The following is a 25,133-nucleotide window of genomic DNA, read 5'->3' on the forward strand; positions in this document are numbered from 1 at the left end:
TGGCACGCCTTTACCCGCGCCAGCGCAGCAGCAGGTCGCGCAGCGGGGTCAGTGCGGTGGCCATGCCGGCGAGCACACCGACCGTGTTGGCGATGGCATCCATCGGGTCGGCCATGCGGTTGCTGGTCAGCGCACCCTGGGCAAATTCGATGCCGATGCCCATCAACACCAGGCCCACGCCCACCCACAGCAGCGGGCGGCCCCGACGGAACAGCTGCACCGCGCTGCCGGCCAGGATGAAGTAGGCGAGGAAGTGCTCGCCCTTGTCGCTGTTTTCCGGCAACGGAATCGGCGGCGGTGGAATCAGGCAGACCACGATCACCAGCAGTACTGCCGTCGCCCACAGCCCGGCCCACAACCGCGGCCGCCGCAGCGGCTTGATCGCCGGCAACACCTCGCTCACAGGCGCCAGCTCAGGTCACCCAGCTCGAAGGCCGGTTCGAAGTCGACGCCACGCTGCAAGCCGATGGCCTGGAAGCGCTCGCCCATTTCGGTCGGCAGGGTCAGCTTCTTCACCTGGTCGCGCAGCTGGATGCGGCCGACCTCATCGGTGCGTTCCTCGGCCAGCAGCAGCACCTGGTCCAGGCCGTTGCCGAGCAGGAAGCTGGCCTGGCTGCAGTAGCCGGCCAGCTCGAATCCGCCGTGCATGCCGGCCTCGGCCATCGCGGTGAAATCCACCGACGCGGTGATGTCCTGCAACCCCGGCCAGCGGTGCACGTCGTTGTGCACATGGTGGCGGTAGAACGCACGCACGGTGCCATCGTCGCGGTCGTGCTGGTAGAACTCGCCGCGGCTGTAGCCGTAGTCGACGAACAGCATCGCACCACGCTGCATGCCACCGGCCACCGCCTGCAGCCAGTACGGCAGCTGCGGCAGCACTTCGGAACGGTAGCCCTCGGCGAAAGGCTTTTCCAGGTAGCGCTCGATATGGCGCACCGCACCGTTGAGCAGGATGTCGGCCGGCTGCGCGCCACGGATGAAGTTGCCCTCGGCGTCCAGCTCGACGGTTTCCTCGTAGACCTCGCCATCCCGGATCAGGAAGCGCGGGGTCGGCAGCGCGTCGATCACCTCGTTGGCGAACACCACCCCTTCCCAGTCCTCCTCGAACGGGCGGTCGACCCAGTCCACGCGCGCGGCCAGCTCGGCCGGCAGGTTCTGCTGCAGGCGCTGCTGCTGGCGCTCGCGCAGGTCGGCACTGGGTTCCAGGATGGCGTAGCGCGACGGCAGCGCATCCAGCTCGGCCAGGCGCAGCAGCACCGCCTCGGCAAAGGCGCCGGTACCGCCGCCCAGTTCCAGCATGCGCGCCTGCGCACCCAGCTGTGCAAATACCGGCGCCAGCGCATTGGCCACGCTGCCGGCGAACAGGCTGCCGAGCTCGGGCGCGGTGGTGAAGTCGCCACTGCCACCGAACTTGCTGGCGCCGGCGCTGTAATAGCCCCAGCCGGGGGTATACAGGCAGAGCTCCATGAAGCGCGAGAACGGCATCGCCCCGCCCTGCGCAAGGATCTCGGCGCGCAGGGCGGCCGCCAGCTGGTCGCTATGGGCCAGGGCATCGGCTTCGGGCAGGGGGAAGGTGGGCTGCATGGCGTCTTCGAATGCGGTGACAATGGTGCACAGGATAGCCGAGCCTTGGAGGACCCTCGATGAGCGATACCCACCCCGTGGTCCTGATCACCGGCAGCGCGCGCCGGATCGGTGCGGCCATCGCCCGCCAGTTCCACGCCTGTGGCTGGTCGGTGGTGCTGCACGCCAATACCTCCAGCGCCGAGCTGCAGCAGGCCGCGTTCGATTTCGACAACGTGCGCCCGGGCAGCGTGCTGGCCCTGCAGGCCGACCTGCGTGACGCCGACGCCCTGGCCGACCTGGTGGAACAGGCGGTCACCCACTTCGGCCGACTGGACGCGCTGGTCAACAACGCCTCCAACTTCTTCCCCACCCCGCTCGGCCAGGTCACTGCCGAGGCAATGGACGCGCTGTACGCGGTCAACGCGCGCGCGCCACTGCTGCTGTCACAGGCGGCGGCGCCCTACCTGCGCCGCCAGCAGGGCTGCATCGTCAATTTGACCGACCTGCACGGCACCGACCCGATGCGCGACCACATCGCCTACACCATGGCCAAGGCCGCGCTGGAGATGGCCACCCGCGCGCTGGCGCTGGAGCTGGCACCGAAGGTGCGGGTCAATGCGGTCGCGCCGGGGGCGATCCTGTGGCCGGAACAAGGCAAGGATGATTTCGCCCGCGAGGCGTTGCTGGCGCGCACGCCGCTGGCACGGATCGGCACGGTCGAGGAGATCGCCGAAGCGGTCTACTGGCTGGTGGCCGAAGCCAGCTTCGTCACCGGCCACACCCTGCGCGTGGATGGTGGGCGCACGGTCAGTTGAGGTAGTGCCGGCCGCTGGCCGGCAACCGCCGTCATTCCAGGTCCACCACCTCGAACGCTTCGCCAAACTGCGCGTGCGCCCGCCACAGCGTGGCCAGGTCCTGCCCGCTGACCGGGTCGATGAAGCCCGGCGCGATGTCCGCCAGCGGCTTCAGCACGAAGGCATGCTTCAGTTCCGGGCGCGGAATGCGCAGGTGGCCGGGGCCTTCCACCACCAGGTCGCCGTAGAACACCACGTCGATGTCCAAGGTCCGGTCGGAGAAGCGCGGCCCGCTGCGATCGCGGCCGTGCGCGTCTTCCAGCGCATGCAGCCAGTCGTCCAGTTCCTGCAGCGGCAGATCGGTCTCGATCGCCACCGCATTGTTGAGGAAGGCCGGGCCATCGAAGCCGACCGCGGCAGTACGGTAGGCGGGTGACACCTGCAGTGCGCCAAAGCGCTCGCGCAGGGCCGTCACCGCGGCGTGGAGGTAGCGGCGGGGCTGGACGTTGCTGCCCAGGCTCAGGAGCACGGTGGTCATGCGGTTCAGGTGACGGCACTTGGGGGGCGTGGACATGCCGTCGTCACGGCGGCCTGCCTACAATCCGGGACGCACATGATAGGGCACCGACATGACCTATTGCGTTGGAATCGAGGTGGACGAAGGCCTGGTCTTCGCTGCCGACACCCGGACCAATGCCTCGCTGGACGATGTGCGCGTGCACCGCAAGCTGCACGTGTTCGAGTACCCCGGCCAGGCAGCCTACGTGCTGATGGCGGCTGGCAACCTGGCCACCACCCAGATGCTGGTGTCACGCCTGGGGCGCGACGCCAGTGAACGGCGCACGCCCAACCTGCGCGACATGACCCATCTGTTCGAAGCTGCCGAGTACGTCGGCCAGCTGCTGGTGGACAGCCAGGTGCACAGCAGCCACAGCGAGCACGGCCATGACGGGGTCAACACCCAGGCGACGCTGATTTTCGGTGGCCAGATCGCTGGCGAGCGGCCCGGGCTGTACATGATCTATCCGCTCGGCAACGCCATCGCCGCTTCGCCGGAGACGCCCTATCTTCAGATCGGTGAGTCCAAGTACGGCAAGCCCATCCTGGACCGCATCCTCAGCCCGGCCACACGCCTGGAGGACGCGGCGCGCACGGCAATCGTGTCGCTGGATTCGACCATTCGCTCCAATCTGTCGGTAGGCCTGCCGATCGACCTGGCGCTGCTGCGTGATGGTGAACTGCGCATCGGGCAGCAGCTGCGGCTCGGCGCGGATTCAACGTTGTATGCGGACATCCACCAGAACTGGTCACGGCGCCTGGAACAGGCGGTGGACGCCCTGCCACGCTTCCCCTGGGAAACTGCCGAACGGTAGTGCCGGCCGCTGGCCGGCAACCGCATTGATTCCACCACACTGGGATGCCGGCCAGCGGCCGGCACTACCGGGGCATCAGCCCAGCGCTTCGGCCACGGCGCGGAAGACCTGCTGCATATGCAGCGGCTGGAACAGGCGGTGGACGCACTGCCACGCTTCCCTTGGGAAACTGCCGAACGGTAGTGCCGGCCGCTGGCCGGCAACCGCGTTGATTCCACCACACTGGGATGCCGGCCAGCGGCCGGCACTACCTGGCATCAGCCCTGTGCTTCGGCTACGGCGCGGAAGACCTGCTGCATCTGCAGCGGCTGGAACAGGCGGTGGGCGCCCTGCCACGCTTCCCCTGGGAAACTGCCGAACGGTAGTGCCGGCCGCTGGCCGGCAACCGCGTTGATTCCACCACACTGGGATGCCGGCCAGCGGCCGGCACTACCTGGCATCAGCCCTGTGCTTCGGCTACGGCGCGGAAGACCTGCTGCATCTGCAGCGGCTGGAACAGGCGGTGGGCGCCCTGCCACGCTTCCCCTGGGAAACTGCCGAACGGTAGTGCCGGCCGCTGGCCGGCAACCGCGTTGATTCCACCACACTGGGATGCCGGCCAGCGGCCGGCACTACCTGGCATCAGCCCAGCGCTTCGGCCGCTGCGCGGAAGACTAGCTGCATCTGCAGCGGCTGGAACAGGCGGTGGACGCCCTGCCACGCTTCCCCTGGGAAACTGCCGAACGGTAGTGCCGGCCGCTGGCCGGCAACCGCATTGATCCCGCCACACAGGGATGCCGGCCAGCGGCCGGCACTACCTGGCATCAGCCCAGCGCTTCGGCCACGGCGCGGAAGACCTGCTGCATCTGCAGCGGCTGGAACAGGCGGTGGACGCCCTGCCACGCTTCCCCTGGGAAACTGCCGAACGGTAGTGCCGGCCGCTGGCCGGCAACCGCATTGATCCCGCCCCACAGGGATGCCGGCCAGCGGCCGGCACTACCGGGGCATCAGCCCAGCGCTTCGGCCACGGCGCGGAAGACCTGCTGCATATGCAGCGGCTGGAACAGGCGGTGGACGCACTGCCACGCTTCCCTTGGGAAACTGCCGAACGGTAGTGCCGGCCGCTGGCCGGCAACCGCATTGATCCCACCACACAGGGATGCCGGCCAGCGGCCGGCACTACCTGGCATCAGCCCTGTGCTTCGGCTACGGCGCGGAAGACCTGCTGCATCTGCAGCGGCTGGAACAGGCGGTGGGCGCCCTGCCACGCTTCCCCTGGGAAACTGCCGAACGGTAGTGCCGGCCGCGGGCCGGCAACCGCGTTGATTCCACCACACTGGGATGCCGGCCAGCGGCCGGCACTACCTGGCATCAGCCCAGCGCTTCGGCCGCTGCGCGGAAGACTAGCTGCATCTGCAGCGGCTGGAACAGGCGGTGGACGCCCTGCCACGCTTCCCCTGGGAAACTGCCGAGCTGTAGTGCCGGCCGCTGGCCGGCAACCGCATTGATCCCGCCACACAGGGATGCCGGCCAGCGGCCGGCACTACCTGGCATCAGCCCAGCGCTTCGGCCACGGCGCGGAAGACCTGCTGCATCTGCAGCGGCTGGAACAGGCGGTGGACGCCCTGCCACGCTTCCCCTGGGAAACTGCCGAACGGTAGTGCCGGCCGCTGGCCGGCAACCGCATTGATCCCGCCACACAGGGATGCCGGCCAGCGGCCGGCACTACCGGGGCATCAGCCCAGCGCTTCGGCCACGGCGCGGAAGACCTGCTGCATCTGCAGCGGCTTGTGCAGCACATGCACCTCTACGCCGTCCGGGAAGGCATCGGCCGCGACCGGCACTGCCGGGTCTTCCAGTACCAGTGCCGGGCCGCGATAGCCCAACGTCGCCATCTCGCCCAGCAGCTGGCTGGCCGGCAGCAGCTTGGAGCCGGCATCGGCAATCACCAGCGCGGGCATCGCCTCCTGCTGCATCCAGCGCAGCGCTGCCGGCCCATCGGAGGCCAACTGCAGCTGGTAGCCCTGGCTGGACAGCGCATTGCCCAGCAGCGATAGACGCGTGGCTTCGCCATCGACCACCAGGATCGATTGGCCGCTGCCCAAGGCCACCAGCTGTTCGATCGGCTCGCTGCCATCGATGGCCTCGTGCATCGGCAGGCGCAGTTCGAAGCAGGTGCCCTGCCCCGGCTGGCTGCTGACGTGAATGCTGCCGCCGGCACCTTCAACGATGCGCTTGCAGGAAATCAGCCCCAGGCCAGTGCCGTCGGCCTTGGTGGTGAAGAACGGATTGAACAGGTGCGACAGCGTGTCCGCATCCATGCCGATGCCTTCGTCGGCGACCCGTATGTGCATCCAGTCCACGCCATCGCGGTGGCCGGCATGGCTGGCAGTCAGGCTCAGGCGGCCACCGTTGGGCATCGCCTGTATCGCGTTGAGCGCCAGATTCAGCATCACCTGCTGCAGTTCGGTGTAGTTGGCGTCGACCACCAGGCCTTCGTCCTGCACCTGCAACTCCAGGCGCACCGCATCAGGCACGTTGCTGCGCAACAGCAGTGCCACCGCATCGAACAGGCCATCGATCTCGATGCGCTCGCTCGGCTTGCGCGAACCGCGCACGAACGACAGCATCGATTCGGCCATCTCATGGCCACGGCGGCCGCACTCGGCGATGACATCGGCCAGGTGGTGCAGCTGCGGATCGTCGGTACGCGCCTTCAGCAGATCCGGCATGATCAGCAACGGCTGCAGGATGTTGCGCAGGTCGTGGCTGAGCCCGGCTGCGAGCAGCGACAGGCTTTCCAGGCGCTGTGCGCGCATCAGCTCGGTTTCCACCCGTGCGCGCTCGATCGCGCTGCGTGCATCGCGGATCGCACGTGCCACCGCCGACGGCAGGCGCGCCGGCTGGTGCTTGATGATGTAGTCATTGGCGCCCTTCTGCAGCGCCGCCACCGCATTCTCCTCACCCATGGTGCCGGAGACGAAGATGAAGGGTATTTCCGGCGAGGTCTCGCGCACGATGCGCAGCGCATCATCACCGGAAAACCCCGGCATGCTCAGGTCGGACAGCACGATGTCCGGCTGGAACGCGGCCAGTGCCTGGCGCAGTTCGGCCTCGCTCTCGACACGCTCGAAGCGGGCCTCCAGGCCCGCTTCGAGCATCTGTTCGGACATCAGCTCGGCATCTTCCGGTGAGTCCTCCACCAGCAGGATGCGCAGCGCCCCCAGGGCGGGACCGGTCAAGGGCATGGGCTCACTCGAGTTCCGGTGCCTGGTTGATCAACGCCCAGAACTTGCCCAGCGTCTGTACGGCGCCGAAGAACTGGTCCACGTCCACTGGCTTGACCACATAAGCATTCACGCCCATGTCCCAGCTCCGGGCCAGATCGCTTTCCTCGCGCGAGGACGACAGGATCACCACCGGCAGGCGCTTGAGCTCTTCGTGTTCGCGGATCTGCCGCAGCACTTCCAGGCCATCCATGCGCGGCATCTTGATGTCCAGCAGCAGCACCGCCGGCAGGCCTTCCTCGCGGTTGGCGAAGGCACCACGGCGCAACAGGTAGTCCATCACTTCCACGCCATCCTCGACGTGCACGATGGGGTTGGCCAGACGCGCCTCTTCCAGGGCGTCGATCGCCATTTCGGCGTCGGCCGGGCTGTCTTCGGCGAGAAGAATGGTGCGCAAAGTGGTCATGCAGAAGGCCCTTGTTTGTCCGCATCGATCGCGGGAGGCAGGTAGAAGTGGAAGGTGGCGCCGACGTCCGGTTCAGCCTCGGCCCAGATACGGCCGCCATGACGGGTGAGCACGCGGCGCACGCTGGCCAGGCCGATGCCGGTACCCGGGTAGTCGCTGGCCTTGTGCAGGCGCTGGAACACGCCGAACAGTTTGCCGGCATAAGCCATGTCAAAGCCTGCACCATTGTCGCTGACCGTGAACTGATGACCGCCGTCAGGCTGCGGCTGGTAGTCCACGCGGATCTTCGCCGGTTCGCGGTTGCCCGAGTACTTCACCGCGTTGCCGAGCAGGTTCAGCCAGACCTGGCGGATCATGTTCTCATCGCCGACCACGATCGGCAGCGGCGCGATGCTCCACTCCACCTGGTGCACATGGCCACTGTTCTCCGCCTCGGCCTGCAGGTTGGAATCGAGCATGGCGCGGGTATCGGCCACCAGCGACTGCATGTCCACCGCCTGCTGGCGCATCGCCGCGCGGCCCAGGCGCGAGTAGACCAGCAGGTCATCGATCAGCGCCGCCATGCGCCGGGCCGAACTGGAGATCACGTCCAGGTAATGACGGCTCTTGTCATCGGCGGCGTCGCCGAGGTGGCGCGACAGCTTGTCGGAGAATCCGGCGACGTGGCGCAGCGGTGCGCGCAGGTCGTGCGAGACCGAGTAGCTGAAGGCTTCCAGTTCCCTGTTGACCTCGGACACCTGCGCGACCTTGCCTTCCAGCTGGCGGTTGAGCTCTTCAACGCGCAGCTGGACTGCGCGTTGCATGGTGACATCGCTGACCGTCAGCAGCACCACTTCATCATCGGTATCGGGCAGCGGCATGCGCCGTGCGTTCAGCAGCATGTAGCGCGCCATGCCGTCGGCGGTGCGCTGTTCGTGCTCGAAATCCCACAGCTCGCGGCCGCGCAGCAGCACGTCGGACAGGCGTTGGCGCACGACGGCGTCCTTCCAGGCACCGTCGCCGACGCTTTCCAGCAGCAGGCCATCGGCGCGTTCGTCCTGCAGCCCGTACAGCTCGGCGAAGGCGGTGTTATGCAACTGCACGCGCAGGTCGCGGTCGAGCAGCACGATGGGTTCGCGCACGGTCTGCAACACCGATGCCGCGCGTGCCGCCGAGCGCAGCGATTGGCGTTCGGCGTGCAGGCGCCGCCCGATCTGCCGCTGCAGGAGCCAAAGCACCAGGCCGAGCAGTCCCAGCTGGATCACCAGCGAACTCCAAGACACCAGCTCGGTCTGCTTGCGCTGGCGCGCCGCCTGCTCGGCCCGCAGTGTCAACAGTTGCTGTTCGCTGGCCTGGAGTTCTTCCACCAGGCCACGGATCGGATAGCGCGTGCTCAGGTCCTTCACCAGCTCGCGTTGATCGCTGTTGGGTTCAGATCTGGCCAGCTCGCGGGCAAGCGCCATCCGCCCTTCCAGCATCGATTCGATACGGCCGATGCGGATCAGCTGGTCGGGGTTGTCGCGGGTCATCCGCCCCAGTTCGGCCAAGCGACCGGGAATGTCGTTGGCTGCGGCCATGCGCTCGCGCAGCCCGGGTGCGTCCACGCCCTTGGACAGCGTCAATGCGGCCGATTCGACGTCGCGCACATCAGCCTGCAGCTGCTGCAGGGCCACGCCCACCGCCTGGGTATGGTTGACCCAGGCCATTGCCTGCTCGTTGTCCTGCTGCAGTTTGCGCAGGGTCAACCACGGCACCACGATGATCGCTGCGGCCGCCAGCGCCAGGGCCGGCAACCGCCAGCGGTCCCAGATGTCGTCACTGAAAACCAGCGCCATAGTTCCTCTTCAGCACGGCCGCAGGGCGTCGGCCGGACCCTGTCCGGCTGCGGCGGAACCGGCAATATAGCGCAGGCGGTCACAACGCAGGGGTTTCCCCCCTGGTTGGCTGAACAGGTTCGCAGTCCTCAGACCTGTAGAGCCGGGCCATGCTCGGCTGCCTTGGAGTTCCAGCCGAACATGGCCGCGGCCCTACAGCTCAACGGGCGCCCCGCGAGGGGGCGCCCAACGGGTTCAGCGCTTGGCGGCAGCGCTGACCTTCAATGCGGCTGCATCAACGCGGGTCACGCCCTTGATGCCCTTGGCGGTGGTGACCGCCTTGTCCTTCTCGGCCTGGCTCGCTACGGCACCGCTCAGGCTGACCACGCCGTTCACGGTTTCCACCTTGATTTCGGTACCCGGAACGTTGCTGCTGGCGAGCAGGTCGGCCTTCACCTTGGTGGTGATCCAGGTATCGGTCACCGGCTCGTTGGAATCGTGGCGATCAGCATGGGTCGCCGGGTGCGCGCTGGTCGGCGGGCTCTTCGCGGCCGGATCCTTGGCGAATGCGGCCGAGGAGGACAGCGCCAGGCCCAGCGTCAGGGCGGAGGCAATCAGCTTGCGGGTCGTATTGCTCATCGTGTCGTACTCCTTCGGAATGTGCTGCCAGTCTGGACAAACCGGCGTAGAGCAGGCGTGGCGTTGCGGTCATGCCGCTGTGAATCGGGCTACCTGCAACGACAACCGTTCAGCTTTGGCCCGTGAGCCCGCGTCGTTTACCCTGCCCTTCCCACTGCCGGAGCTCTGTCATGCGCCCCGACCTGCAACTGGCCCTGATCGGCTACGGCCTCGCCGGCCGTGTCTTCCACGCACCGCTGATCCAGCACACACCCGGCCTGGTGCTGCACAGCATCGTCAGTTCGCAGCGAGACACGTTGCTGCGCGCGTTCAGCGACGTGCACGTGCGTGCCACGCCGCAGGAGGTGTTCGACGACCCGGCCGTGGATGCCGTAGTGATCGCCACGCCCAATGAACAGCACGCGCCGCTGGCGATCGCAGCGCTGGCCGCCGGCAAGCACGTGCTGGTCGACAAGCCGTTCGCGCTGGATGTCGCTGAAGCCGAAGCCGTTCTGGCTGCGGCACGCGATGCCGGACGCATCGCCACCGTGTTCCAGAACCGGCGCTTCGATGCCGACTTCCTCACGCTGCAGGCGCTGCTTGCGGACGGGACACTGGGCGACATCGCCGAGTGCCATGTGCACTTCGATCGCTATCGCCCGCAGGTGCGTGACCGCTGGCGCGAGCAGGACGGTCCCGGCAGTGGCCTGTGGTACGACCTGGGCCCGCACCTGCTGGACCAGATGCTGGTGCTGTTCGGCTGGCCCGAAGCGATCGATGCTGATCTGGCCGTGCAGCGCGATGGCGGCAGCGCCATCGATTACTTCCACGCCGTGCTGCACTACCCGCGGCATCGCGCGATCGTGCATTCCGGCTCCCTGGTGGCAGCTCCCACGCCGCATTTCAGCGTGCATGGCAGCAAGGCCAGTTGGATCAAGCACGGCCTGGATGTACAGGAAGCGCAGCTGCGCCGCGGTGTGGCGCCCGGTGCGCCCGGCTGGGGCATCGACCCGCGGCATGGCGAGTTGGTGCGCTGTGATGCCGAGGACAACGTGCAGCGCGGCACCGTCGACAATCTGCCCGGTGACTACCGTCGGTTGTATGCGCAGTTCGCCGCGGCCATGCATGGCGACGGCGAAGCCACGGTCGATCCGGTGCAGGCGCTGCAGCTGATGCGGCTGCTGCAGGCAGGCATGGACAGTGCGCGCGAAGGGCGGCGGATCGCGTTGGGGTGATCGGCAGGGCTGCGCCCTGCACCCGTGGTAGTGCCGGCCGCTGGCCGGCAACCTCAACAGCAACGGCAAAAACCGGCAATCCGTGAGATGGCAGGATGGGTCCGGTTGCGGGAGCCGGACCCACCCTGCCTTCGACAGAGTCCCGCGCCCGACGGTAGGTGTCGACCCTGGTCGATACGTCGACGTGGAAGCCATCGGAGACGGCTTTTGCAGAGTTGAGCCATGCTCGACTGCCTGCATGGGGTCAGAGCCCTTTCCTGCGGAAAGGGATCCGACCCCGGCTTCGTGCTTACGATTTCTTGATCGCGTGGCCGCCGAATTCGTTGCGCATCGCCGACAGCAGGCGGTCGGTGAACGAATTGGATTCGCGCGAGCGCAGGCGTTCCAGCAGCGACAGGGTGATCACCGGTGCCGGCACATCGAGCGCGATCGCTTCGGCCACGGTCCAGCGGCCTTCACCGGAGTCCTCCACGTACGGCGCGATGCCATCCAGCGACGGATTGCGCTTGAGGGCTTCGGTGCTCAGGTCCAGCAGCCACGAGCGCACCACGCTGCCGTGGCGCCAGACTTCGGCCACCTGGGCCAGGTCCAGTTCCATTTCCTGCTTGCGCTCCATCAGCGCGAAGCCCTCCGCGTAGGCCTGCATCATTCCGTACTCGATGCCGTTGTGGACCATCTTGGTGAAGTGGCCAGCGCCGGACGGGCCGACACGACCCCAGCCACGGTCTTCGGCCGGTGCCAGCGTGCGCAGCAGCGGTGCGATCTGCTCCACCACCGCCGCTTCACCACCGACCATCAGGCTGTAGCCTTCCTGCAGGCCCCACACGCCACCGCTGGTGCCGCAGTCGACGTAGCCCAGGTCGTCTTCGGCCAGCGCCTTGGCGCGACGGATCGAGTCCTGGTAGTTGGAGTTGCCGCCGTCGATGACGATGTCACCCTCGGCCAGGTGCGGAGTCAGCTGACCCAGGGTCTGGTCGACGGTTTCGCCGGCCGGCACCATCAGCCACACCACGCGTGGCACCGGCAGCGCGGCCACCGCGGCGGCCAGCGAATCGACCACCTCCAGGCCGGCCTCGGCGGCGCGCTGGCGGGCACCTTCGCCCGGGTCGTAGCCGACGACGCGGTGGCCGCCGCGATGCAGGCGCTGGGCCATGTTGGCGCCCATGCGGCCGAGGCCGATCATTGCAATATCCATTGTTTCACCTTCGGTTGGGGTCTAGGGTCAGGCTGCCTGGCCTGCCGGTAGCCGCGCAGTGGCGCTGCTGCGCCTCGCGCCAACGCCGGTAGAGCGTGGTATGCAGATTGTGCACCGCCAGGTCGATCGAAAAGGGGGTTCGCGGGTTGCGGTCAAGCAGGCGGGCGATGTGGTAGCCGATGGGACGTATACCGCGCGGATGCACATAGATCACGAACTGCTGGTAGAACGGATCGTCCAGCAGGCGGTCCATGCGTGCCAGCGTGGCGTGGTAGCGCGGTTCCAGCCGTGCACGAAGGTCCGGGTCGCGCTCGAACAACAGGCGTTCGAAGTAGCGCCGGCCGATACGCGGGATGTCCTGCGCCAGCGCCCACAGCTCGGCATTGCGCTGGTCGTACCAGGCAAGGCCGCCGTGCGCGGCCAACGCCTGCGCGGCCTCCTCGCCCACCGACACCACCACGAAGTTTTCGGCCTGGTTGCTCAGGTCGTCCAGCATGCCCTTGTCGTACACATGTTCGATGAAACCAGGCACACCGACGAAGGCCTGGCGGCCCATCGCCGAGGTGCGCACCGCCTTGCCATCGGCGAAGTAGTCACCGGCGTGTGCGCCAAGCAGGATGCTGTCGGTATCGTGCAGCGCGAGGAACGTACCGATCGACAGTTCTTCTGCGGAGAATCCAGCGTCGAAGGCCGCATCGCCATACAGCTCGCGCTGTGTGGCCAGTTGTGCGACCTGGCGACCGACTCCACATTCGGCGCGTACATTGCCGCTGTAGAACGCCTGCAGCGCCTGGCTGTTGCCCTTGATGGGCACGAAACCACGGCCGAAGCTTCGCGTGCGCTGCCAGCCTTGCGCGTGTGCTCCGTGCAGGCCGAAGCCGATCCAACCGAGCTGCAGGCCAGAGAAGCGGAATCCTGCATTGCCCTGCAGTGCAGCAGCGGCACGTTGCGTGGCTGCACCCAGCTGGAAGGCGTAGGCGCAAACCGTAGCCGGATCGTCCAGCACCTGCTGCAGCAACGCCTTGCGCGCTGCAGCGGGCATGTCCGCCGGCCATTGCACGCGCAGATCGCCTGCCGCCTGAGCCTCCGGCAGCGACGCGCGCGTGCACACAGGGCCACCATGCACCTGCGGTGCACCGATCGCGCGTGTTTCGAAGTGCCACCCCAGGCGCTGCAGCAGGCCTTGTGTACAGTCCAGCGGCGTGGCTGCCGCGCCCAGCGCGGGCAGCAGCAGGGCCACGCCCATCCATCTGCCGCGCACGTTCAATCCTGGTCCGTGCTCGCCGGTGCGGGCTCCGGGGTTGTGGCCACAGGCGGAACGGGCTTGCCTGCCTCCGCCGGAAGGTACTGCTGCAGGCGCTGGAAGAAGCGACGATAGAACTCAGCATCGGTAACCGTGCTGCTGGCCACTTTCACCAGCGAGTCGTCATTGCTGCCGAACGGCAGCGATACAGATCCGAGCGCACCGACGCCAACACTGGCCGAGGTCGGACTCTTCTTCAACGCATAGCGATCCTGCACGGCACTGACGAATACCAGTGTCTGGCTCCCGCGCGGTGCGCAGGAAATACGCAGCACCAGCTGCTCGTGATCGTCCTCGCGCGGCTGGAAGTTCTTGTTGCCTTCCACCTGAGCCGCGTCGGAACGGGCGATGGCATAGCCCTGGCTGAGCAGGGTGCGCCGTGCGGCCTCGCAGGCGTCACCGGGACGGCCATCGACGGTGCGCGAGAAAGTGTCGCCGGAATCAAAGGATTCGCGAAGCAACGTGCTGTCAGCAGCGCGGCCACCACAGGCCGACAGGATCAGGGCGCTGGCGAGCGCCACGGCAACACTGGAAAGACGGGAGGCCCGCATGGGTACTCCTGCGAGGACGGTACCGCCAAGGGTAGTCCTGCGGCCGTGTGCGGCAGGTCGAAAGTACGCCCGCCAGCCCCCGCCGTTGCTGCCGGTTCATGCACGGAAAAGGGGGGACGGAGGGGATTAAGTCGTTTGTGGCACTTCGCCCCGCCACGCATGGCACGGCGCTATCGTGAACGAGGTCCCCCAAACGAAAAAAAGGGCCGGCAATGCCGGCCCCTCGGGTATCACATGCCGTCGCCGGCTCAGTCCGCCCAGCGGCCGGCACCGGTGGACTGCGGCAGCACCTGCGCCGACAGCGGGCGGTCGTTGGCCAGCAGGTTCACCGCGTCGGCCAGGATCGAGGCTGACTCGCGCAGCAGCGGGTCCGGGCGCTTTTCGGCAGCCTTCTCGCGCGCGGCATCCTTGACGATGTCGCGCTCGTTGCCGGTCAGGCCGTCATCGCTGCTGTCATCGGCCAGCGGGTCCAGGGCCAGGCCCAGCTCCTTGCGCTGCACCTGGCGCTCCTTGCGCTGGGTATCCTGGCGCTCGCGCTCAGCGCGACGGGTCGCCTCGTTGAGCGAGATGTACTTCTTCGCCGCTTCGGTGCGGAACTGCTGCACGTCCTCGTTCCACCACTGGAACTCCTTGTCGGTGGCGATGCGCGCGTCGTGACGGGTTTCCAGCTTCGGCAGCAACGGCGCGAAGTTGCCGTACTGGGTGTGCGGCACGGCGGCGATGCGGGTCCACGGCAGTGCGTTGTCGTAGGTGCTCTCGCCGAACTCGGTGGCATCGACGCTGGCCGGGAAGGCCAGGTCCGGCACCACACCCTTGTGCTGGGTGCTGCTGCCGCTGATGCGGAAGAACTGGGCAATGGTCAGCTTGACCTGGCCGAAGCGCTGGGTCTCGCCGCTCGGCCAGCGGTCAAGGTCGACGATGTTCTGTACGGTGCCCTTGCCGAAGCTGGTTTCACCGATTACCAGGCCACGACCGTAGTCCTGGATGGCACCGGCGAAGATCTCCGAGGCCGAGGCCGAACCACGGTTGATCAGCACCGCCAGCGGGCCGTCCCACGCCACGCCCTGGTTGCGGTCGCTGTTGACGGTGACGCGGCCACCGGATTCGCGCACCTGCACCACCGGCCCCTGTTCGATGAACAGGCCGGTCAGTTCGATCGCTTCATCCAGCGAACCACCGCCGTTGTTGCGCAGGTCCAGCACCACGCCGTCGAGCTTGTCGTTCTTGAAGCCGGCCAGCAGCTTGGCCACGTCGCGGGTGGCCGAGGCGTAGTCGGCGGCATTGCGGCGACGGCCTTCGAAGTCCTGGTAGAAGGTCGGCAGCTTGATCACACCGATCCTGCGTGCCGGCTCGCCGTTGGCAGCCGGGATGGTCATGGTCTCGCCCTTGGCGGCCTGTTCGGCCAGGCGCACCTTCTGGCGGGTCAGCACCAGGGTGTGGTGCTTGCCATCGGCGCCTTCGGCAGCCGGGATGAATTCCAGCTTGACCTGGGTGTCCTTGGCCCCGCGGATCTTGGCCACGACATCGTCGATGCGCCAGCCGATCACGTCCTCGACCAGGCCGGACTTGCCCTGGCCAACGCCGACGATGCGGTCACCCGGCTTCAGCGTGCCATCCACTGCGGCCGGGCCACCGGCAATGATCTCGCGGATGACCACCACATCGTCCTGGCGCTGCAGCTGCGCACCGATGCCTTCCAGCGACAGCGACATCGCCTGGTTGAAGTTCTCGGCGGTGCGCGGGGTGAAGTAATCCGTGTGCGGGTCAACGGCACTGGTGTACGAATTCATGAAGAACTGGAAGACGTCTTCGCCCTTCAGTTCATTGACCGACTTCTCCAGCGTCGCGTAGCGCTTGTCCAGCGTCTTGCGGATGTCATCCGGCTTCTTGCCGGCCAGCTTCAGGCGCAGCCAATCGTTCTTCACCGACTTGCGCCACAGCTCATCGAGCTCGGCACTGCTGGCCGCCCACGGCACCTTCTTGCGGTCGTACTCGAAGCGCTCGTCGGTGGTGAAGTCCGGCTCCTGCTTGAGCAGCTTGCGCGCGTACGCCACGCGCTCGCCGACGCGCTGCTTGTAGACAGCGAACACCTGGAACGCCGGCTCCAGCTCGCCGCCCCGGATGGCCGAGGCGATGTTGGCCTCGAACGGTGCGAAGCGCGCCACGTCGGCCTGGGTGAAGTACTGCTTGCCACCGTCAAGCGTTTCCAGATAGCGCTTGAACACGTCCTTGGAGGTGGCCTCGTCCAGCGCGCGCGGGCGGTAGGCGTAGCGGCTGTCGGACAGCAGGCCGTACACCAGCTTGGAGGTGGTCACCTGGTCGGCGGTGGCCGCCGCGGGCAATGCGGGCGAGTCGGCCTTGGCCGCCAACGCCAGTGGCGCGACCAGCGCCAGGGCCATCAGGAATGCGGGGGCTTTGAATTTCATTGACGTGCTCGAAGGCGCCTTGCCAAGGGGGAGACTGCGGGGTGTTAAGACACCACGACAGTGCCGAAAGTTGCCGGGTTTGTCACCCGGCCGCGCTCGGTGGAAAACCAGCCTAGCCGGGCCGGTGTAGCAAATTGTGAATGCAGGCGAAGGCGTGCGGACCAACGGTCCGCACCCACCCGGGAAGAGGTCAGCAGCTACCGGTAGCGCCGGGCCATGCCCGGCGGAAGCGTGCGGACCAACGGTCCGCACCCACCAGTGAGGAGGTCCGCACCCACCTCAGGAGACGCCGGCGCCCTTGGCCTGCACGTCGGCGTGGTACGACGAGCGCACCATCGGGCCGGAGGCAACATGGCTGAAGCCCAGCTCGTAGCCGTAGTCCTCCAGCACCTTGTAGTCTTCCGGGGTCCAGTACTTCAGCACCGGGTGGTGGTGTGCGGTCGGCTGCAGGTACTGGCCGATGGTGATCATGTCCACGTCGTGCGCGCGCAGGTCGCGCAGGGTGGCCTTGATCTGTTCGAAGTCCTCGCCCAGGCCCAGCATGATGCCGCTCTTGGTCGGCACGTCCGGATGCTGCGCCTTGAAGTTCTTCAGCAGGTTCAGCGACCACTGGTAGTCCGCACCCGGGCGCACGTTGCGGTACAGGTCCGGCACGGTCTCGATGTTGTGGTTGAACACATCCGGCGGGTTCTGCGCCAGGATCTCCAGCGCGCGCTCCATGCGGCCCTTGCCACGGAAGTCCGGGGTCAGCACTTCGATGCGGGTGCCCGGCGACTTCTCGCGAATGGCGGTGATGCAGTCGACGAAGTGCTGGGCACCACCGTCGCGCAGGTCATCGCGGTCGACGCTGGTCACCACCACGTACTTCAGGCCCATGTCGGCCACGGTCTGGCCGAGGCTGGCCGGTTCGTTGGCATCCGGCGGCTTCGGGCGGCCGTGGGCCACATCGCAGAACGAGCAGCGGCGGGTGCAGACCTCGCCCAGGATCATGAAGGTGGCGGTGCCGTGGCCGAAGCACTCGTGGATGTTCGGGCAGCTGGCTTCCTCGCACACGGTCACCAGGCGGTTTTCGCGCAGCTTGGCCTTCAGGTTCTGCACGGCATTGCCCGAAGGAATGCGCACGCGGATCCAGGACGGCTTGCGCAGCACCGGCGCGTCGGCGAACTGCACCGGCGAGCGGTTGATCTTGTCACCGCCCAGCTGCTTGACCCCGGCCTGCAACGGCGCGGCGGACGGGGAGTCGCCCTGCACGATCTGCAGGGGAATGGAACGGGCGGTGGTTTCAGTCATGGCAGTTCCGGGGGCGGTCAGGCGGCCGCAGAAAGATCGGGCAGTTCGGGGGTGTGCTGCAGCAGCAGGCCGAACTGGCGGGCCAGGTGGTCCAGCAGCACCGGCTTGACGGCCTCCATCCCGGAGGGACCGCCCAAGTCTACCACCGAGGTCACCTGCAACCCCTGATAGCCACAGGGATTGATGCGGTGGAAGGGTTCCAGGTCCATGGCCACATTGAAGGCCAGGCCGTGGAAGGTGCAGCCGCGACGCACGCGGATGCCGAGCGCAGCGATCTTGGCGCCGCCGACATAGACGCCCGGGGCGCCCTCGCGGCGTTCGGCACCGATGTTCCACTCCCCCAGCGTATCGATGATGGCCTGCTCGATGCGGCACACGTAATCGCGCACACCGATGCCCAGGCGCGGCAGGCGCAGCAGTGGGTAGACCACGATCTGGCCGGGGCCGTGATAGGTCACCTGGCCGCCACGGTCCACATGCAGCACCGGGATATCGCCCGGCGCCAGCACATGCTCATCCTTGCCGGCCTGGCCCAGGGTGAACACCGGGTCGTGTTCGACCACCCACAATTCGTCGGCATCGGTGTCGCTGCGCTGGTCGGTGAAGCGCTGCATGGCGCGCCACACCGGCTCGTACCCCTGGCGGCCAAGGTCACGCACCAGCGCCGGACGCGGCGCGCGGTCCTCTGGGGCGGCTTCAGCCGGGCAGCTGTCGGCTACAGCGTCCACTTCACTTCCGGGTGGTCGCGCAGCGCCTGGTGCGCCAGGTCGTACTGTTCGCGGCTCTCAGCCTTGAACACGATGCGGACGGACACGTACTTGCCGTTGGAGGAATGCTTCCAGCTGATGCGTTCATTGACGACATCGATGCCGGCAGCCAGCAGCAGGCGGGGGAGCTCATGTTCCAGGCCGCGGTTGGCCGGGCCCATGGCGCTGAGCTCGAACTGGCCGGGGAACTGGAAGCCGTGGTCGGGGTTGTCGGACTTGATTTCCATGGACCCATTATCGGGCCGCAGGGCAACAAACCCAAGAGTATTCATCAACGTCAAAGACGGCATCGGCGGCCTGCTGCGTTGCAGGCCACCCAGAGGCGCGGGCCGAAAGCCCAACGGCAGCTGACTGCAATCTGCTGTCACGCACTGGCCCAGGCATCGTATGGCGGCCAGTGGTCACCTTCACACCAGACCCGCGGCGCTTGCGCGGGTAACAAATTGTGTCCGCTGGACAATGTTGTTTTCGGAACAGACAAGTGATTCGAACGTGCTCGTTCCGCCGCGCGGGCGCGAGTACCGTAGCGTTGCATATAACGACTGAAAACCGTCCCCTTCCCCATGAGCATTCCATCCATGCGTAGTGTCGCAGCCCTCGGGCTGGCCGGCCTGCTGGCCTCTGCCCTCCCCCTTGCCGCCCAGGCGGCCGAACAATGTGGCCCGGACGCGATGCGCGACCACCCGCCGCAGATCAACTTCCGCGTCGACAACGACCTGTTTGGTGGCCGCCACCAGGACCAGGGCTACACCAACGGTGCACTGTTGACCCTGGTCTCGCCCAATCTGGTCGACTACACCGACGACCCCTGCCTGCCGCGCATGGCGCGCTGGGTGAACCAGTACCTGGAAGGGCTGCATCCGGGCAGGTTCGAACAGCAGAACATGATCTTCAGCATCGGCCAGGGCATCTTCACCCCGACCGATTTCAGCCGCAGGGACCTGATCGAGGACGACCGTCCTTACGCCGGCGTACTGATCGCAAACTTCGGTTTCAATGCGCGCAGCGGCGACCGCCTGCAGACCACCCAGCTGACGCTGGGCGTGGTCGGCCCGTGGGCACAGGGCAAGCAGGTGCAGAATGCCGTGCACGAAGTGCTGGGCGACGAGAAATTCAAGGGATGGGACAACCAGCTGCACAACGAGCCCCTGTTCATGCTCACCCATGAGCGCATGCGCCGCTGGCCGGGCGATGCCAGCGTCAATGCCGACGGCTGGGGTTGGGACGCGATCAGCCACTACGGCGGGTCGATCGGCAACCTGGAAACCAAGGCCAACCTCGGCGGTGAGGTGCGCTTCGGCTGGAAGCTGCCGGACGACTTCGGCAGCACGCCGTTGCGCCCGGCCGGCGAGAACACTGCGCCGACCCGCGGCGGCCGTCCCAATGGCTGGTCCTGGCACCTGTTCGCGACCTCGGACGCGGCCTGGGTGATCCGCGACATCACGCTGGATGGCAACACGTTCCGCAACAGTCACAGCGTGGACAAGCGCCATGTGGTGGCCTACGGCGGCTACGGCGTGGCCGTGATGTACGGGCGCTGGAAGTTCGCCGCGGCGCGCTACCACAGCACACGCGAGTTCAACGGCCAGCGCGAAGCACCGGTGTTCGGCAGCTTCACCATCAGCCGCTCGCTGTAAGCGAGTGGCTGAGGGTGAAGCGGGTAGGTGCCGACCGTTGGTCGGCACACCGGTTATTGCATGGCTCGCTGTAAGCGAGGGGCTGAGGGTAGTGCCGGCCGCTGGCCGGCTGCCGGCATATCCGGATGGCTTCATGGGGAGCCGGCCAGCGGCCGGCACTACCCACATCCGGATGGGTCCATGAGGAGCCGGCCAGCGGCCGGCACTACCCACATCCGGATGGGTTCATGGGGAGCCGGCCATCGGCCGGCACTACCCACATCCGGCGGGAATCATGCGGAGCCGGCATCCCGAAACGGAAAAGGCCGGCATTCGCCGGCCTTTTCGTTCACCACGCCAGGGCGTGGATCATTCCGATTCCCACCACATCCAGAAGCTGTCCCACAGGCGCTTGAAGAAGCCGGCCTGCTCAACGGCGGCCACGGCCACCAGCGGCGCTTCGGCGACGACCTTGCCATCCAGGGTGACCTTCACGGTGCCGATCTGCTGGCCGGCGGTGAACGGTGCTTCCAGGGTCTTGGGCACATCGATGCTCGGCTTCAGGTCGTTGTAGCGGCCGCGCGGCACGCTCACCAGCATCGGCTGGGCCACCCCCAGCTGCACCTTGTCGGTGGTGCCCTTCCAGACCTTGTGCTCGGCCACGGCCTTGCCCGGTTCATACAGACGGTGGGTCTCGAAGAAGCGGAAGCCCCAGTTCAGCAGCGCCAGGCTGTCATCGGCACGCTGCTTTTCCGACTCCCCCCCCAATACCACGGCGATCAGGCGCTGGTCGCCACGCTGCGCCGAACTCATCAGGCAGTAACCGGCTTCGGAGGTGTGGCCGGTCTTGATGCCGTCCACGCTGCCGTCGCGCCACAACAGCAAGTTGCGGTTCGGTTGCTTGATGTTGCCGACCTGGAATTCCTTGATCTTGTTGTACGCGTAGGTTTCCGGGTAATCACGCACCATCGCGCGGCCCAGCAGCGCCAGGTCGTAGGCGGTGCTGTGGTGGCCTTCGGCGGTCAGGCCGTGGGCGTTGACGAAGTGGGAGTTCTTCATGCCGATCTTGGCGGCGTAGCTGTTCATCAGCGACGCAAAGGCTTCTTCGCTGCCGGCCACGTGCTCGGCCAGGGCGATCGCGGCGTCATTGCCGGACTGGATCGCCATGCCCTTTTCCATGTCTTCCAGGCGTGCGGTCTGGTTGACCGGGAAGCCGCTGTAGCTGCCGTCGGTACCCGCGCCGCCTTCGCGCCAGGCGCGTTCGCTCATCATCACCTGGTCATCCGCACGGACCTTGCCGTTCTTGACCTCGGCGGCGATCACGTAGGACGTCATCACCTTGGTGATGCTGGCCGGGGCCAACTGCTCGTGGATGTTCTCGCCGGCCAGCACCTGGCCGGTGGCGTAGTCCATCAGCACCCAGGCCTTGGATACGCTCGGCACCGGCGCCGGCGGGGTGGCAACAGTGGCCGGGGCGGCAGCGGCGGCGGGCGCCGGCGTGGCCGGGGTCGGCAGCGGGGTCTGGGCGGAAGCCAGGCCCACCACCAGGGTGGCGGCCAGGGCGGTGGCGGCGGAACGGAAATTCATTGGACAGCAGGCTCCAGGGGACGGCCAGGAATGGAGGGTGGAACGTAGTGGCCATTGTAAGGCCGGGGCAGCATGGGCCGGCAGCACCGGCCCGGGTGGGTCAATCCTTGACGATCTGCGGCGAACCCAGGCCCAGACCGGCAATGCGGCCGACAAGTTCCGCGGCACTGGCATGGTCGCTGGCGGGAACGCGCAGGCGGAACAGGGTGCGGCCACCGGCGGCGATGTCGCTGATGGTCGCGCCGACGATGCCGGCGGCGTTGAGCTGGCCCATTGCGCGGTTGGCATTGTCGCGGCTGGAGAAGCTGGCGACCTGCACCATCACCGCGCCCACCACCTGCTGCGACAGGCTCGGCGCCGCCGCGGCGGCACGCACCGGTGCCGGTGCCACCGCGCGCGGGGCCGTGCTGGCGACAACCGCCGGAGCCGGCGCGGAGGTGCGCACCACCGGCGCGCTTGGCGGCAGGCTGCTGACCGCCACATCCGGCGCGGTGCTGGCCACGCCCCGGGTGGTGGCCGGCTGGCCGCGCGCCGGGGCGCCATCGGTCGGCAAGCGGTTGACCAGGCGATCGATATCACTGTCGGTGGAAGCACGTGGCGCCGGCACCGGGCGCGCGCTGGCCACTGCAGTGGCGGCGGCCGCTTCAGCCGCACGACGCTCGCGACGCGACGGCTTCTGCGCCATCAGGTTGCTCTCGCCCGGTTGCAGCGCGCGCACCTCGACATTGCCGGTACCGCGTTGGGTGATGCCCAGGCGCACGGCGGCGGCATAGCTGAGATCGACCACGCGGCCGTCATGGAACGGGCCACGATCATTGACACGCACGATCACCGACTCGCCGTTGTCCAGGTTGGTCACGCGGGCGAAGCTGGGCAGCGGCAGCGTCTTGTGCGCGGCAGTGAACTGGTACATGTCGTAGACCTCGCGATTGGAGGTCAGGCGGCCGTGGAACTTGGCCCCGTAGTACGACGCGGTGCCGCGCTCGACGTAGTCATGGGTGTCGTCGAGCACCTTGTACGACTTGCCCAGCACCACGTACGGCGACTTGTTGCCGATGGCCGAACGTTCCTCGGCGGTCACTTCCGGCTCGGGGATGCAGGCCACGTTGGGAATGTAGTCGGGCGTGCTGTCACGCACGCCTGGTTTGTACAGGCCACCAGCGGTGTAATTGCCGCGGGTGCTGAGGTCTTCCTTGGCCGCTGCATACGGCGAACCTTCCGGGCAGTGCGCCGGTCGCGAACCACGGCCCTGCACCAGCGTGCCGCTGGACTTGCCACCATGGCCGGCCGTGGCCGGCTTCTTCGGCGCGCTGCTGCAGGCCGCCAGCGCGAAGACGATCAAGCTCGGGACCAGCCATCTGATGTTCATGCCGGGGGCAACTCCTGTCCGGCGATGGCCTGGGACAGCTGGAACACGGCCATCGCGTACATCTTCGAGAGGTTGTAGCGGGTGATCGCGTAGTAGTTCTGGAAGCCCAGCCAGTACTGCTTGCCGGTGCTGCCTTCCAGGGTGATCGGGGTGGCGGTGGCGCCCGGCTGCACCGGCGTGCTCGGCTGGTAGCCGCGCTGTGCGAGGTCGGCCAGCGACCAGGTGGGCATCCATTCGGTCGGGTTGAACTCCTCGCGGCCCGGGGCCAGCGTCGCCGGTACCGCAACCTGGCCACCACGCACCCAGCCCCCCTTCTTCACGAAGTAGTTGGCGATGGAGGAGAACACGTCGTCGTAGCTGTTGAACAGGTCGCGACGACCATCACCGTTGCCGTCCACCGCGTAATCGAGGTAACTGGACGGCATGAACTGGCCCATGCCCATCGCACCGGCATAACTGCCCTTGAGCGTGGTGATGTCCAGTTTTTCTTCGCGGCCCAGCTCGAACAGCTTGGCCAGCTCATCGCGGAAGAACAGTTCGCGGCGCACTTCGCGTTCGAGCTTGGCCGGGTCGCCGCTGCGTGGGTAGTAGAACGCCAGCGTGTACAGCGCATCGAGCACGCGATGGCTGCCGGCATTCTTTCCGTAACTGGTTTCCACGCCGATGATCGCCACGATCACTTCGGCCGGCACGCCGGTGCGCTGCTGCACGCGATCCAGTTCGGCACGGTGTTCGGCCAGGAACGCGCGACCGCCATCAATGCGTGCCTTGCTGATGAACATCGGCCGGTATTCGTTCCACGGCTTGACCCGCTCGGCCGGGCGCGACATCGCGGCGATGATCGGCTGGCGCACCTGCGCCTGGTCGAGCACGCTGCTGATCTGCTCCGGCTTCAGGCCATAGCGCTTGGCGGTATCGGCAATGAAGCGGGCCCGCGCGACCTCGAACGGCACCGGGGTGAGATCCACCGGCGGCGCGGTAGCCGCAGTTGCTTCGGGTGCAGCCTCGGCCGGCCCATGGGCCTTGGTGGCGGGCTGGCGCGGCGTACTGCTGGCCTGGGGTGAAGACGGTGGGGACTTCGGCTGGGTCGCGCAGGCGACCAGGCCGAGGGTGAGCATGCAGGCCAGAGTGCGTCGAATCATCGTCGCAGGTTAGCAGGTCATGGATGAATTAAAACCCCTAACACCATGAATCACAACGATTTGCCCGTGTTCAGCGGGAAATGTGAAGACGTCGTGATCGCACTTCCCCATTCAGATAGAGGTTGCCGGTTGCGTCCCCATCCCCGCAGACGCAACCGGCGACCGGATCCGGTCGGTACCCGCGCGGCTGCCGCTCCCCAGTGGCAGTGCTCCGCGCTCCCTGTACCCGTTGGATCAGTACTGCTTCCCGCCCGACGCCCCCTCGCGCTGCAACGATTGACGGCGCGCCGTGCCGAACGGGCCGCCATTGTGCAGGCCGATTACGACAAGTCCATTGATCAAGATCAACGCGGCGTAAAAGTGTGAACCAGCTAACGTTTTTTTCGGACTTTGGTCAGCGAGTGTGCTGTCCTGCATCGTTGTGAGAACGCTTCCACAGCGAGCGTTGCGCAGAGTCAGGAAGTTTCCAGCCAACGGCGCAGCCCCTCGTGGGTGGTCGCGAAAAGCAGAAGCCGCGGGTGGGCCGGTCGGGTTGGGTACGCGGGGGACGCCGTGAATCCGTCCCTGGAGGCTTGTCAGCCGCATCCATGCGGCTGGCACCCCCGCGTACCCAACCCGACCGCCCTCTGACAGATTTTGGCGGTCTGCCACCCACGGAGAAGAAAGAGAAAATCAAAAGCGGGTCGCGGCGCTGCGCTTGCTTGTGAGCCGAGCATGACTCGGCTCCACACAAGGCAATGAAGCGACCCGCCAAGCCGCTTTTGCTTTTGATCTTCTCTTTCTTCTCCGTGGGTAGACGCGCACGGAACCTGTCCGTGGCCGGGTAGATGGGCTGC

At 67.0% G+C, this 25,133-nt stretch carries 26 protein-coding genes; 9 read left to right on the forward strand and 17 right to left on the reverse strand.

What is annotated here, in order from left to right:
- Positions 1–10: 10 nt before the first annotated feature.
- Complete coding sequence (locus tag Q9Q79_RS17315; RefSeq protein ID WP_033835244.1) at positions 11–403, reverse strand: membrane protein; 393 nt, start codon at positions 401–403, stop codon at positions 11–13.
- The gene (locus Q9Q79_RS17320) at positions 400–1,584 is read right to left on the reverse strand and encodes an SAM-dependent methyltransferase (protein WP_005411051.1); all 1,185 of its coding nucleotides are present in this window, start codon (positions 1,582–1,584) and stop codon (positions 400–402) included. The genes Q9Q79_RS17315 and Q9Q79_RS17320 overlap by 4 nt, the downstream gene beginning before the upstream one ends.
- A gap of 59 nt (positions 1,585–1,643) precedes the next feature.
- Between Q9Q79_RS17320 and Q9Q79_RS17325 the strand changes: the two genes are divergently transcribed.
- Entirely contained in the window at positions 1,644–2,381 is a 738-nt protein-coding gene (locus tag Q9Q79_RS17325; RefSeq protein WP_014648427.1) for a pteridine reductase, read from the forward strand.
- 31 nt (positions 2,382–2,412) lie between these two features.
- Here the strand turns inward: Q9Q79_RS17325 and folK are convergent, their stop codons facing one another.
- Positions 2,413–2,898, reverse strand: coding sequence for a 2-amino-4-hydroxy-6-hydroxymethyldihydropteridine diphosphokinase (gene folK / locus Q9Q79_RS17330; RefSeq protein WP_012481279.1), 486 nt, complete (start codon positions 2,896–2,898; stop codon positions 2,413–2,415).
- A gap of 91 nt (positions 2,899–2,989) precedes the next feature.
- Between folK and Q9Q79_RS17335 the strand changes: the two genes are divergently transcribed.
- The 6 genes from Q9Q79_RS17335 (at position 2,990) to Q9Q79_RS17360 (ending at position 5,373) form a co-directional block, all read left to right on the forward strand.
- Complete coding sequence (locus Q9Q79_RS17335; RefSeq protein ID WP_201862354.1) at positions 2,990–3,733, forward strand: 20S proteasome subunit A/B; 744 nt, start codon at positions 2,990–2,992, stop codon at positions 3,731–3,733.
- Positions 3,734–3,960: 227 nt separating this feature from the next.
- Entirely contained in the window at positions 3,961–4,098 is a 138-nt protein-coding gene (locus Q9Q79_RS17340) for a hypothetical protein (protein WP_158230237.1), read from the forward strand.
- 44 nt (positions 4,099–4,142) lie between these two features.
- Positions 4,143–4,280 (forward strand): hypothetical protein, encoded by a 138-nt coding sequence (locus tag Q9Q79_RS17345; RefSeq protein ID WP_158230237.1) that lies wholly within the window; start codon positions 4,143–4,145, stop codon positions 4,278–4,280.
- 226 nt (positions 4,281–4,506) lie between these two features.
- Complete coding sequence (locus Q9Q79_RS17350; RefSeq protein WP_158230239.1) at positions 4,507–4,644, forward strand: hypothetical protein; 138 nt, start codon at positions 4,507–4,509, stop codon at positions 4,642–4,644.
- A gap of 227 nt (positions 4,645–4,871) precedes the next feature.
- Entirely contained in the window at positions 4,872–5,009 is a 138-nt protein-coding gene (locus Q9Q79_RS17355; protein ID WP_158230237.1) for a hypothetical protein, read from the forward strand.
- Between the two features lie 226 nt (positions 5,010–5,235).
- Complete coding sequence (locus Q9Q79_RS17360) at positions 5,236–5,373, forward strand: hypothetical protein (protein WP_158230239.1); 138 nt, start codon at positions 5,236–5,238, stop codon at positions 5,371–5,373.
- 75 nt (positions 5,374–5,448) lie between these two features.
- Here the strand turns inward: Q9Q79_RS17360 and Q9Q79_RS17365 are convergent, their stop codons facing one another.
- The 4 genes from Q9Q79_RS17365 to Q9Q79_RS17380 form a co-directional block, all read right to left on the reverse strand.
- The gene (locus Q9Q79_RS17365) at positions 5,449–6,960 is read right to left on the reverse strand and encodes an ATP-binding protein (protein WP_060381118.1); all 1,512 of its coding nucleotides are present in this window, start codon (positions 6,958–6,960) and stop codon (positions 5,449–5,451) included.
- A gap of 4 nt (positions 6,961–6,964) precedes the next feature.
- Positions 6,965–7,405 (reverse strand): response regulator, encoded by a 441-nt coding sequence (locus Q9Q79_RS17370; RefSeq protein WP_005411057.1) that lies wholly within the window; start codon positions 7,403–7,405, stop codon positions 6,965–6,967.
- The gene (locus Q9Q79_RS17375; protein WP_049397139.1) at positions 7,402–9,219 is read right to left on the reverse strand and encodes an ATP-binding protein; all 1,818 of its coding nucleotides are present in this window, start codon (positions 9,217–9,219) and stop codon (positions 7,402–7,404) included. The genes Q9Q79_RS17370 and Q9Q79_RS17375 overlap by 4 nt, the downstream gene beginning before the upstream one ends.
- Before the next feature lie 234 nt (positions 9,220–9,453).
- Positions 9,454–9,837, reverse strand: a complete 384-nt coding sequence (locus Q9Q79_RS17380; protein ID WP_201862353.1) for a BON domain-containing protein — start codon at positions 9,835–9,837, stop codon at positions 9,454–9,456.
- A gap of 170 nt (positions 9,838–10,007) precedes the next feature.
- Between Q9Q79_RS17380 and Q9Q79_RS17385 the strand changes: the two genes are divergently transcribed.
- The gene (locus Q9Q79_RS17385; RefSeq protein WP_024957042.1) at positions 10,008–11,051 is read left to right on the forward strand and encodes an oxidoreductase; all 1,044 of its coding nucleotides are present in this window, start codon (positions 10,008–10,010) and stop codon (positions 11,049–11,051) included.
- 289 nt (positions 11,052–11,340) lie between these two features.
- Here Q9Q79_RS17385 and gnd read toward each other — a convergent pair whose 3' ends face one another.
- The 7 genes from gnd to Q9Q79_RS17420 all read right to left on the reverse strand — a co-directional run bounded on the left by gnd (position 11,341) and on the right by Q9Q79_RS17420 (position 18,810).
- Entirely contained in the window at positions 11,341–12,246 is a 906-nt protein-coding gene (gene gnd, locus Q9Q79_RS17390) for a phosphogluconate dehydrogenase (NAD(+)-dependent, decarboxylating) (RefSeq protein ID WP_005411061.1), read from the reverse strand.
- Between the two features lie 4 nt (positions 12,247–12,250).
- The gene (locus tag Q9Q79_RS17395) at positions 12,251–13,492 is read right to left on the reverse strand and encodes a hypothetical protein (protein ID WP_201861711.1); all 1,242 of its coding nucleotides are present in this window, start codon (positions 13,490–13,492) and stop codon (positions 12,251–12,253) included.
- Positions 13,493–13,509: 17 nt separating this feature from the next.
- A complete protein-coding gene (locus tag Q9Q79_RS17400; protein ID WP_005411063.1) occupies positions 13,510–14,100 on the reverse strand; it encodes a DUF2242 domain-containing protein in 591 nt (196 codons plus the stop codon).
- A gap of 248 nt (positions 14,101–14,348) precedes the next feature.
- Positions 14,349–16,526, reverse strand: coding sequence for a carboxy terminal-processing peptidase (locus Q9Q79_RS17405; protein WP_005411064.1), 2,178 nt, complete (start codon positions 16,524–16,526; stop codon positions 14,349–14,351).
- 279 nt (positions 16,527–16,805) lie between these two features.
- Positions 16,806–17,816: a lipoyl synthase gene (gene lipA, locus Q9Q79_RS17410; RefSeq protein WP_099498211.1), complete on the reverse strand. Its 1,011-nt coding sequence runs from the start codon at positions 17,814–17,816 to the stop codon at positions 16,806–16,808.
- A gap of 17 nt (positions 17,817–17,833) precedes the next feature.
- Positions 17,834–18,544, reverse strand: a complete 711-nt coding sequence (gene lipB, locus Q9Q79_RS17415) for a lipoyl(octanoyl) transferase LipB (RefSeq protein ID WP_099498212.1) — start codon at positions 18,542–18,544, stop codon at positions 17,834–17,836.
- Positions 18,532–18,810, reverse strand: a complete 279-nt coding sequence (locus Q9Q79_RS17420; protein ID WP_005411067.1) for a YbeD family protein — start codon at positions 18,808–18,810, stop codon at positions 18,532–18,534. Before Q9Q79_RS17420 ends, lipB begins: the two co-directional genes overlap by 13 nt.
- Before the next feature lie 351 nt (positions 18,811–19,161).
- On the opposite strand from Q9Q79_RS17420, the gene Q9Q79_RS17425 reads away from it, so the two are divergent.
- Positions 19,162–20,220: a lipid A deacylase LpxR family protein gene (locus Q9Q79_RS17425; protein WP_005411068.1), complete on the forward strand. Its 1,059-nt coding sequence runs from the start codon at positions 19,162–19,164 to the stop codon at positions 20,218–20,220.
- Positions 20,221–20,568: 348 nt separating this feature from the next.
- On the opposite strand, the gene Q9Q79_RS17430 is transcribed toward Q9Q79_RS17425, so the two are convergent.
- From Q9Q79_RS17430 to mltB, 3 genes are all read right to left on the reverse strand, one after another.
- On the reverse strand, positions 20,569–21,786 hold the full coding sequence (locus Q9Q79_RS17430) for a D-alanyl-D-alanine carboxypeptidase family protein (protein WP_099527897.1): 1,218 nt from the start codon (positions 21,784–21,786) through the stop codon (positions 20,569–20,571).
- Positions 21,787–21,886: 100 nt separating this feature from the next.
- The gene (locus Q9Q79_RS17435) at positions 21,887–23,155 is read right to left on the reverse strand and encodes a septal ring lytic transglycosylase RlpA family protein (protein ID WP_099527898.1); all 1,269 of its coding nucleotides are present in this window, start codon (positions 23,153–23,155) and stop codon (positions 21,887–21,889) included.
- The gene (gene mltB / locus Q9Q79_RS17440; protein ID WP_012481291.1) at positions 23,152–24,297 is read right to left on the reverse strand and encodes a lytic murein transglycosylase B; all 1,146 of its coding nucleotides are present in this window, start codon (positions 24,295–24,297) and stop codon (positions 23,152–23,154) included. Before mltB ends, Q9Q79_RS17435 begins: the two co-directional genes overlap by 4 nt.
- Positions 24,298–25,133 lie beyond the last annotated feature (836 nt).

This window comes from Stenotrophomonas sp. a6 (assembly GCF_030913325.1).
GTDB lineage: Bacteria > Pseudomonadota > Gammaproteobacteria > Xanthomonadales > Xanthomonadaceae > Stenotrophomonas > Stenotrophomonas maltophilia.

Excerpts from the sequence above, each read along its gene's own strand:
- folK (WP_012481279.1), bottom strand. The coding sequence starts at position 2,898 with ATGACCACCGTGCTCCTGAGCCTGGGCAGCAACGTCCAGCCCCGCCGC.
- Q9Q79_RS17430 (WP_099527897.1), bottom strand. The coding sequence starts at position 21,786 with ATGAATTTCCGTTCCGCCGCCACCGCCCTGGCCGCCACCCTGGTGGTG.
- Q9Q79_RS17405 (WP_005411064.1), bottom strand. The coding sequence starts at position 16,526 with ATGAAATTCAAAGCCCCCGCATTCCTGATGGCCCTGGCGCTGGTCGCG.
- Q9Q79_RS17355 (WP_158230237.1), top strand. The coding sequence starts at position 4,872 with ATGCCGGCCAGCGGCCGGCACTACCTGGCATCAGCCCTGTGCTTCGGC.
- gnd (WP_005411061.1), bottom strand. The coding sequence starts at position 12,246 with ATGGATATTGCAATGATCGGCCTCGGCCGCATGGGCGCCAACATGGCC.
- Q9Q79_RS17435 (WP_099527898.1), bottom strand. The coding sequence starts at position 23,155 with ATGAACATCAGATGGCTGGTCCCGAGCTTGATCGTCTTCGCGCTGGCG.
- Q9Q79_RS17360 (WP_158230239.1), top strand. The coding sequence starts at position 5,236 with ATGCCGGCCAGCGGCCGGCACTACCTGGCATCAGCCCAGCGCTTCGGC.
- Q9Q79_RS17345 (WP_158230237.1), top strand. The coding sequence starts at position 4,143 with ATGCCGGCCAGCGGCCGGCACTACCTGGCATCAGCCCTGTGCTTCGGC.
- Q9Q79_RS17375 (WP_049397139.1), bottom strand. The coding sequence starts at position 9,219 with ATGGCGCTGGTTTTCAGTGACGACATCTGGGACCGCTGGCGGTTGCCG.
- Q9Q79_RS17385 (WP_024957042.1), top strand. The coding sequence starts at position 10,008 with ATGCGCCCCGACCTGCAACTGGCCCTGATCGGCTACGGCCTCGCCGGC.
- Q9Q79_RS17365 (WP_060381118.1), bottom strand. The coding sequence starts at position 6,960 with ATGCCCTTGACCGGTCCCGCCCTGGGGGCGCTGCGCATCCTGCTGGTG.
- lipA (WP_099498211.1), bottom strand. The coding sequence starts at position 17,816 with ATGACTGAAACCACCGCCCGTTCCATTCCCCTGCAGATCGTGCAGGGC.
- Q9Q79_RS17420 (WP_005411067.1), bottom strand. The coding sequence starts at position 18,810 with ATGGAAATCAAGTCCGACAACCCCGACCACGGCTTCCAGTTCCCCGGC.
- mltB (WP_012481291.1), bottom strand. The coding sequence starts at position 24,297 with ATGATTCGACGCACTCTGGCCTGCATGCTCACCCTCGGCCTGGTCGCC.
- Q9Q79_RS17335 (WP_201862354.1), top strand. The coding sequence starts at position 2,990 with ATGACCTATTGCGTTGGAATCGAGGTGGACGAAGGCCTGGTCTTCGCT.
- Q9Q79_RS17350 (WP_158230239.1), top strand. The coding sequence starts at position 4,507 with ATGCCGGCCAGCGGCCGGCACTACCTGGCATCAGCCCAGCGCTTCGGC.
- Q9Q79_RS17395 (WP_201861711.1), bottom strand. The coding sequence starts at position 13,492 with ATGGGCGTGGCCCTGCTGCTGCCCGCGCTGGGCGCGGCAGCCACGCCG.
- Q9Q79_RS17320 (WP_005411051.1), bottom strand. The coding sequence starts at position 1,584 with ATGCAGCCCACCTTCCCCCTGCCCGAAGCCGATGCCCTGGCCCATAGC.
- Q9Q79_RS17340 (WP_158230237.1), top strand. The coding sequence starts at position 3,961 with ATGCCGGCCAGCGGCCGGCACTACCTGGCATCAGCCCTGTGCTTCGGC.
- Q9Q79_RS17380 (WP_201862353.1), bottom strand. The coding sequence starts at position 9,837 with ATGAGCAATACGACCCGCAAGCTGATTGCCTCCGCCCTGACGCTGGGC.
- Q9Q79_RS17400 (WP_005411063.1), bottom strand. The coding sequence starts at position 14,100 with ATGCGGGCCTCCCGTCTTTCCAGTGTTGCCGTGGCGCTCGCCAGCGCC.
- Q9Q79_RS17370 (WP_005411057.1), bottom strand. The coding sequence starts at position 7,405 with ATGACCACTTTGCGCACCATTCTTCTCGCCGAAGACAGCCCGGCCGAC.
- Q9Q79_RS17325 (WP_014648427.1), top strand. The coding sequence starts at position 1,644 with ATGAGCGATACCCACCCCGTGGTCCTGATCACCGGCAGCGCGCGCCGG.
- Q9Q79_RS17425 (WP_005411068.1), top strand. The coding sequence starts at position 19,162 with ATGCGTAGTGTCGCAGCCCTCGGGCTGGCCGGCCTGCTGGCCTCTGCC.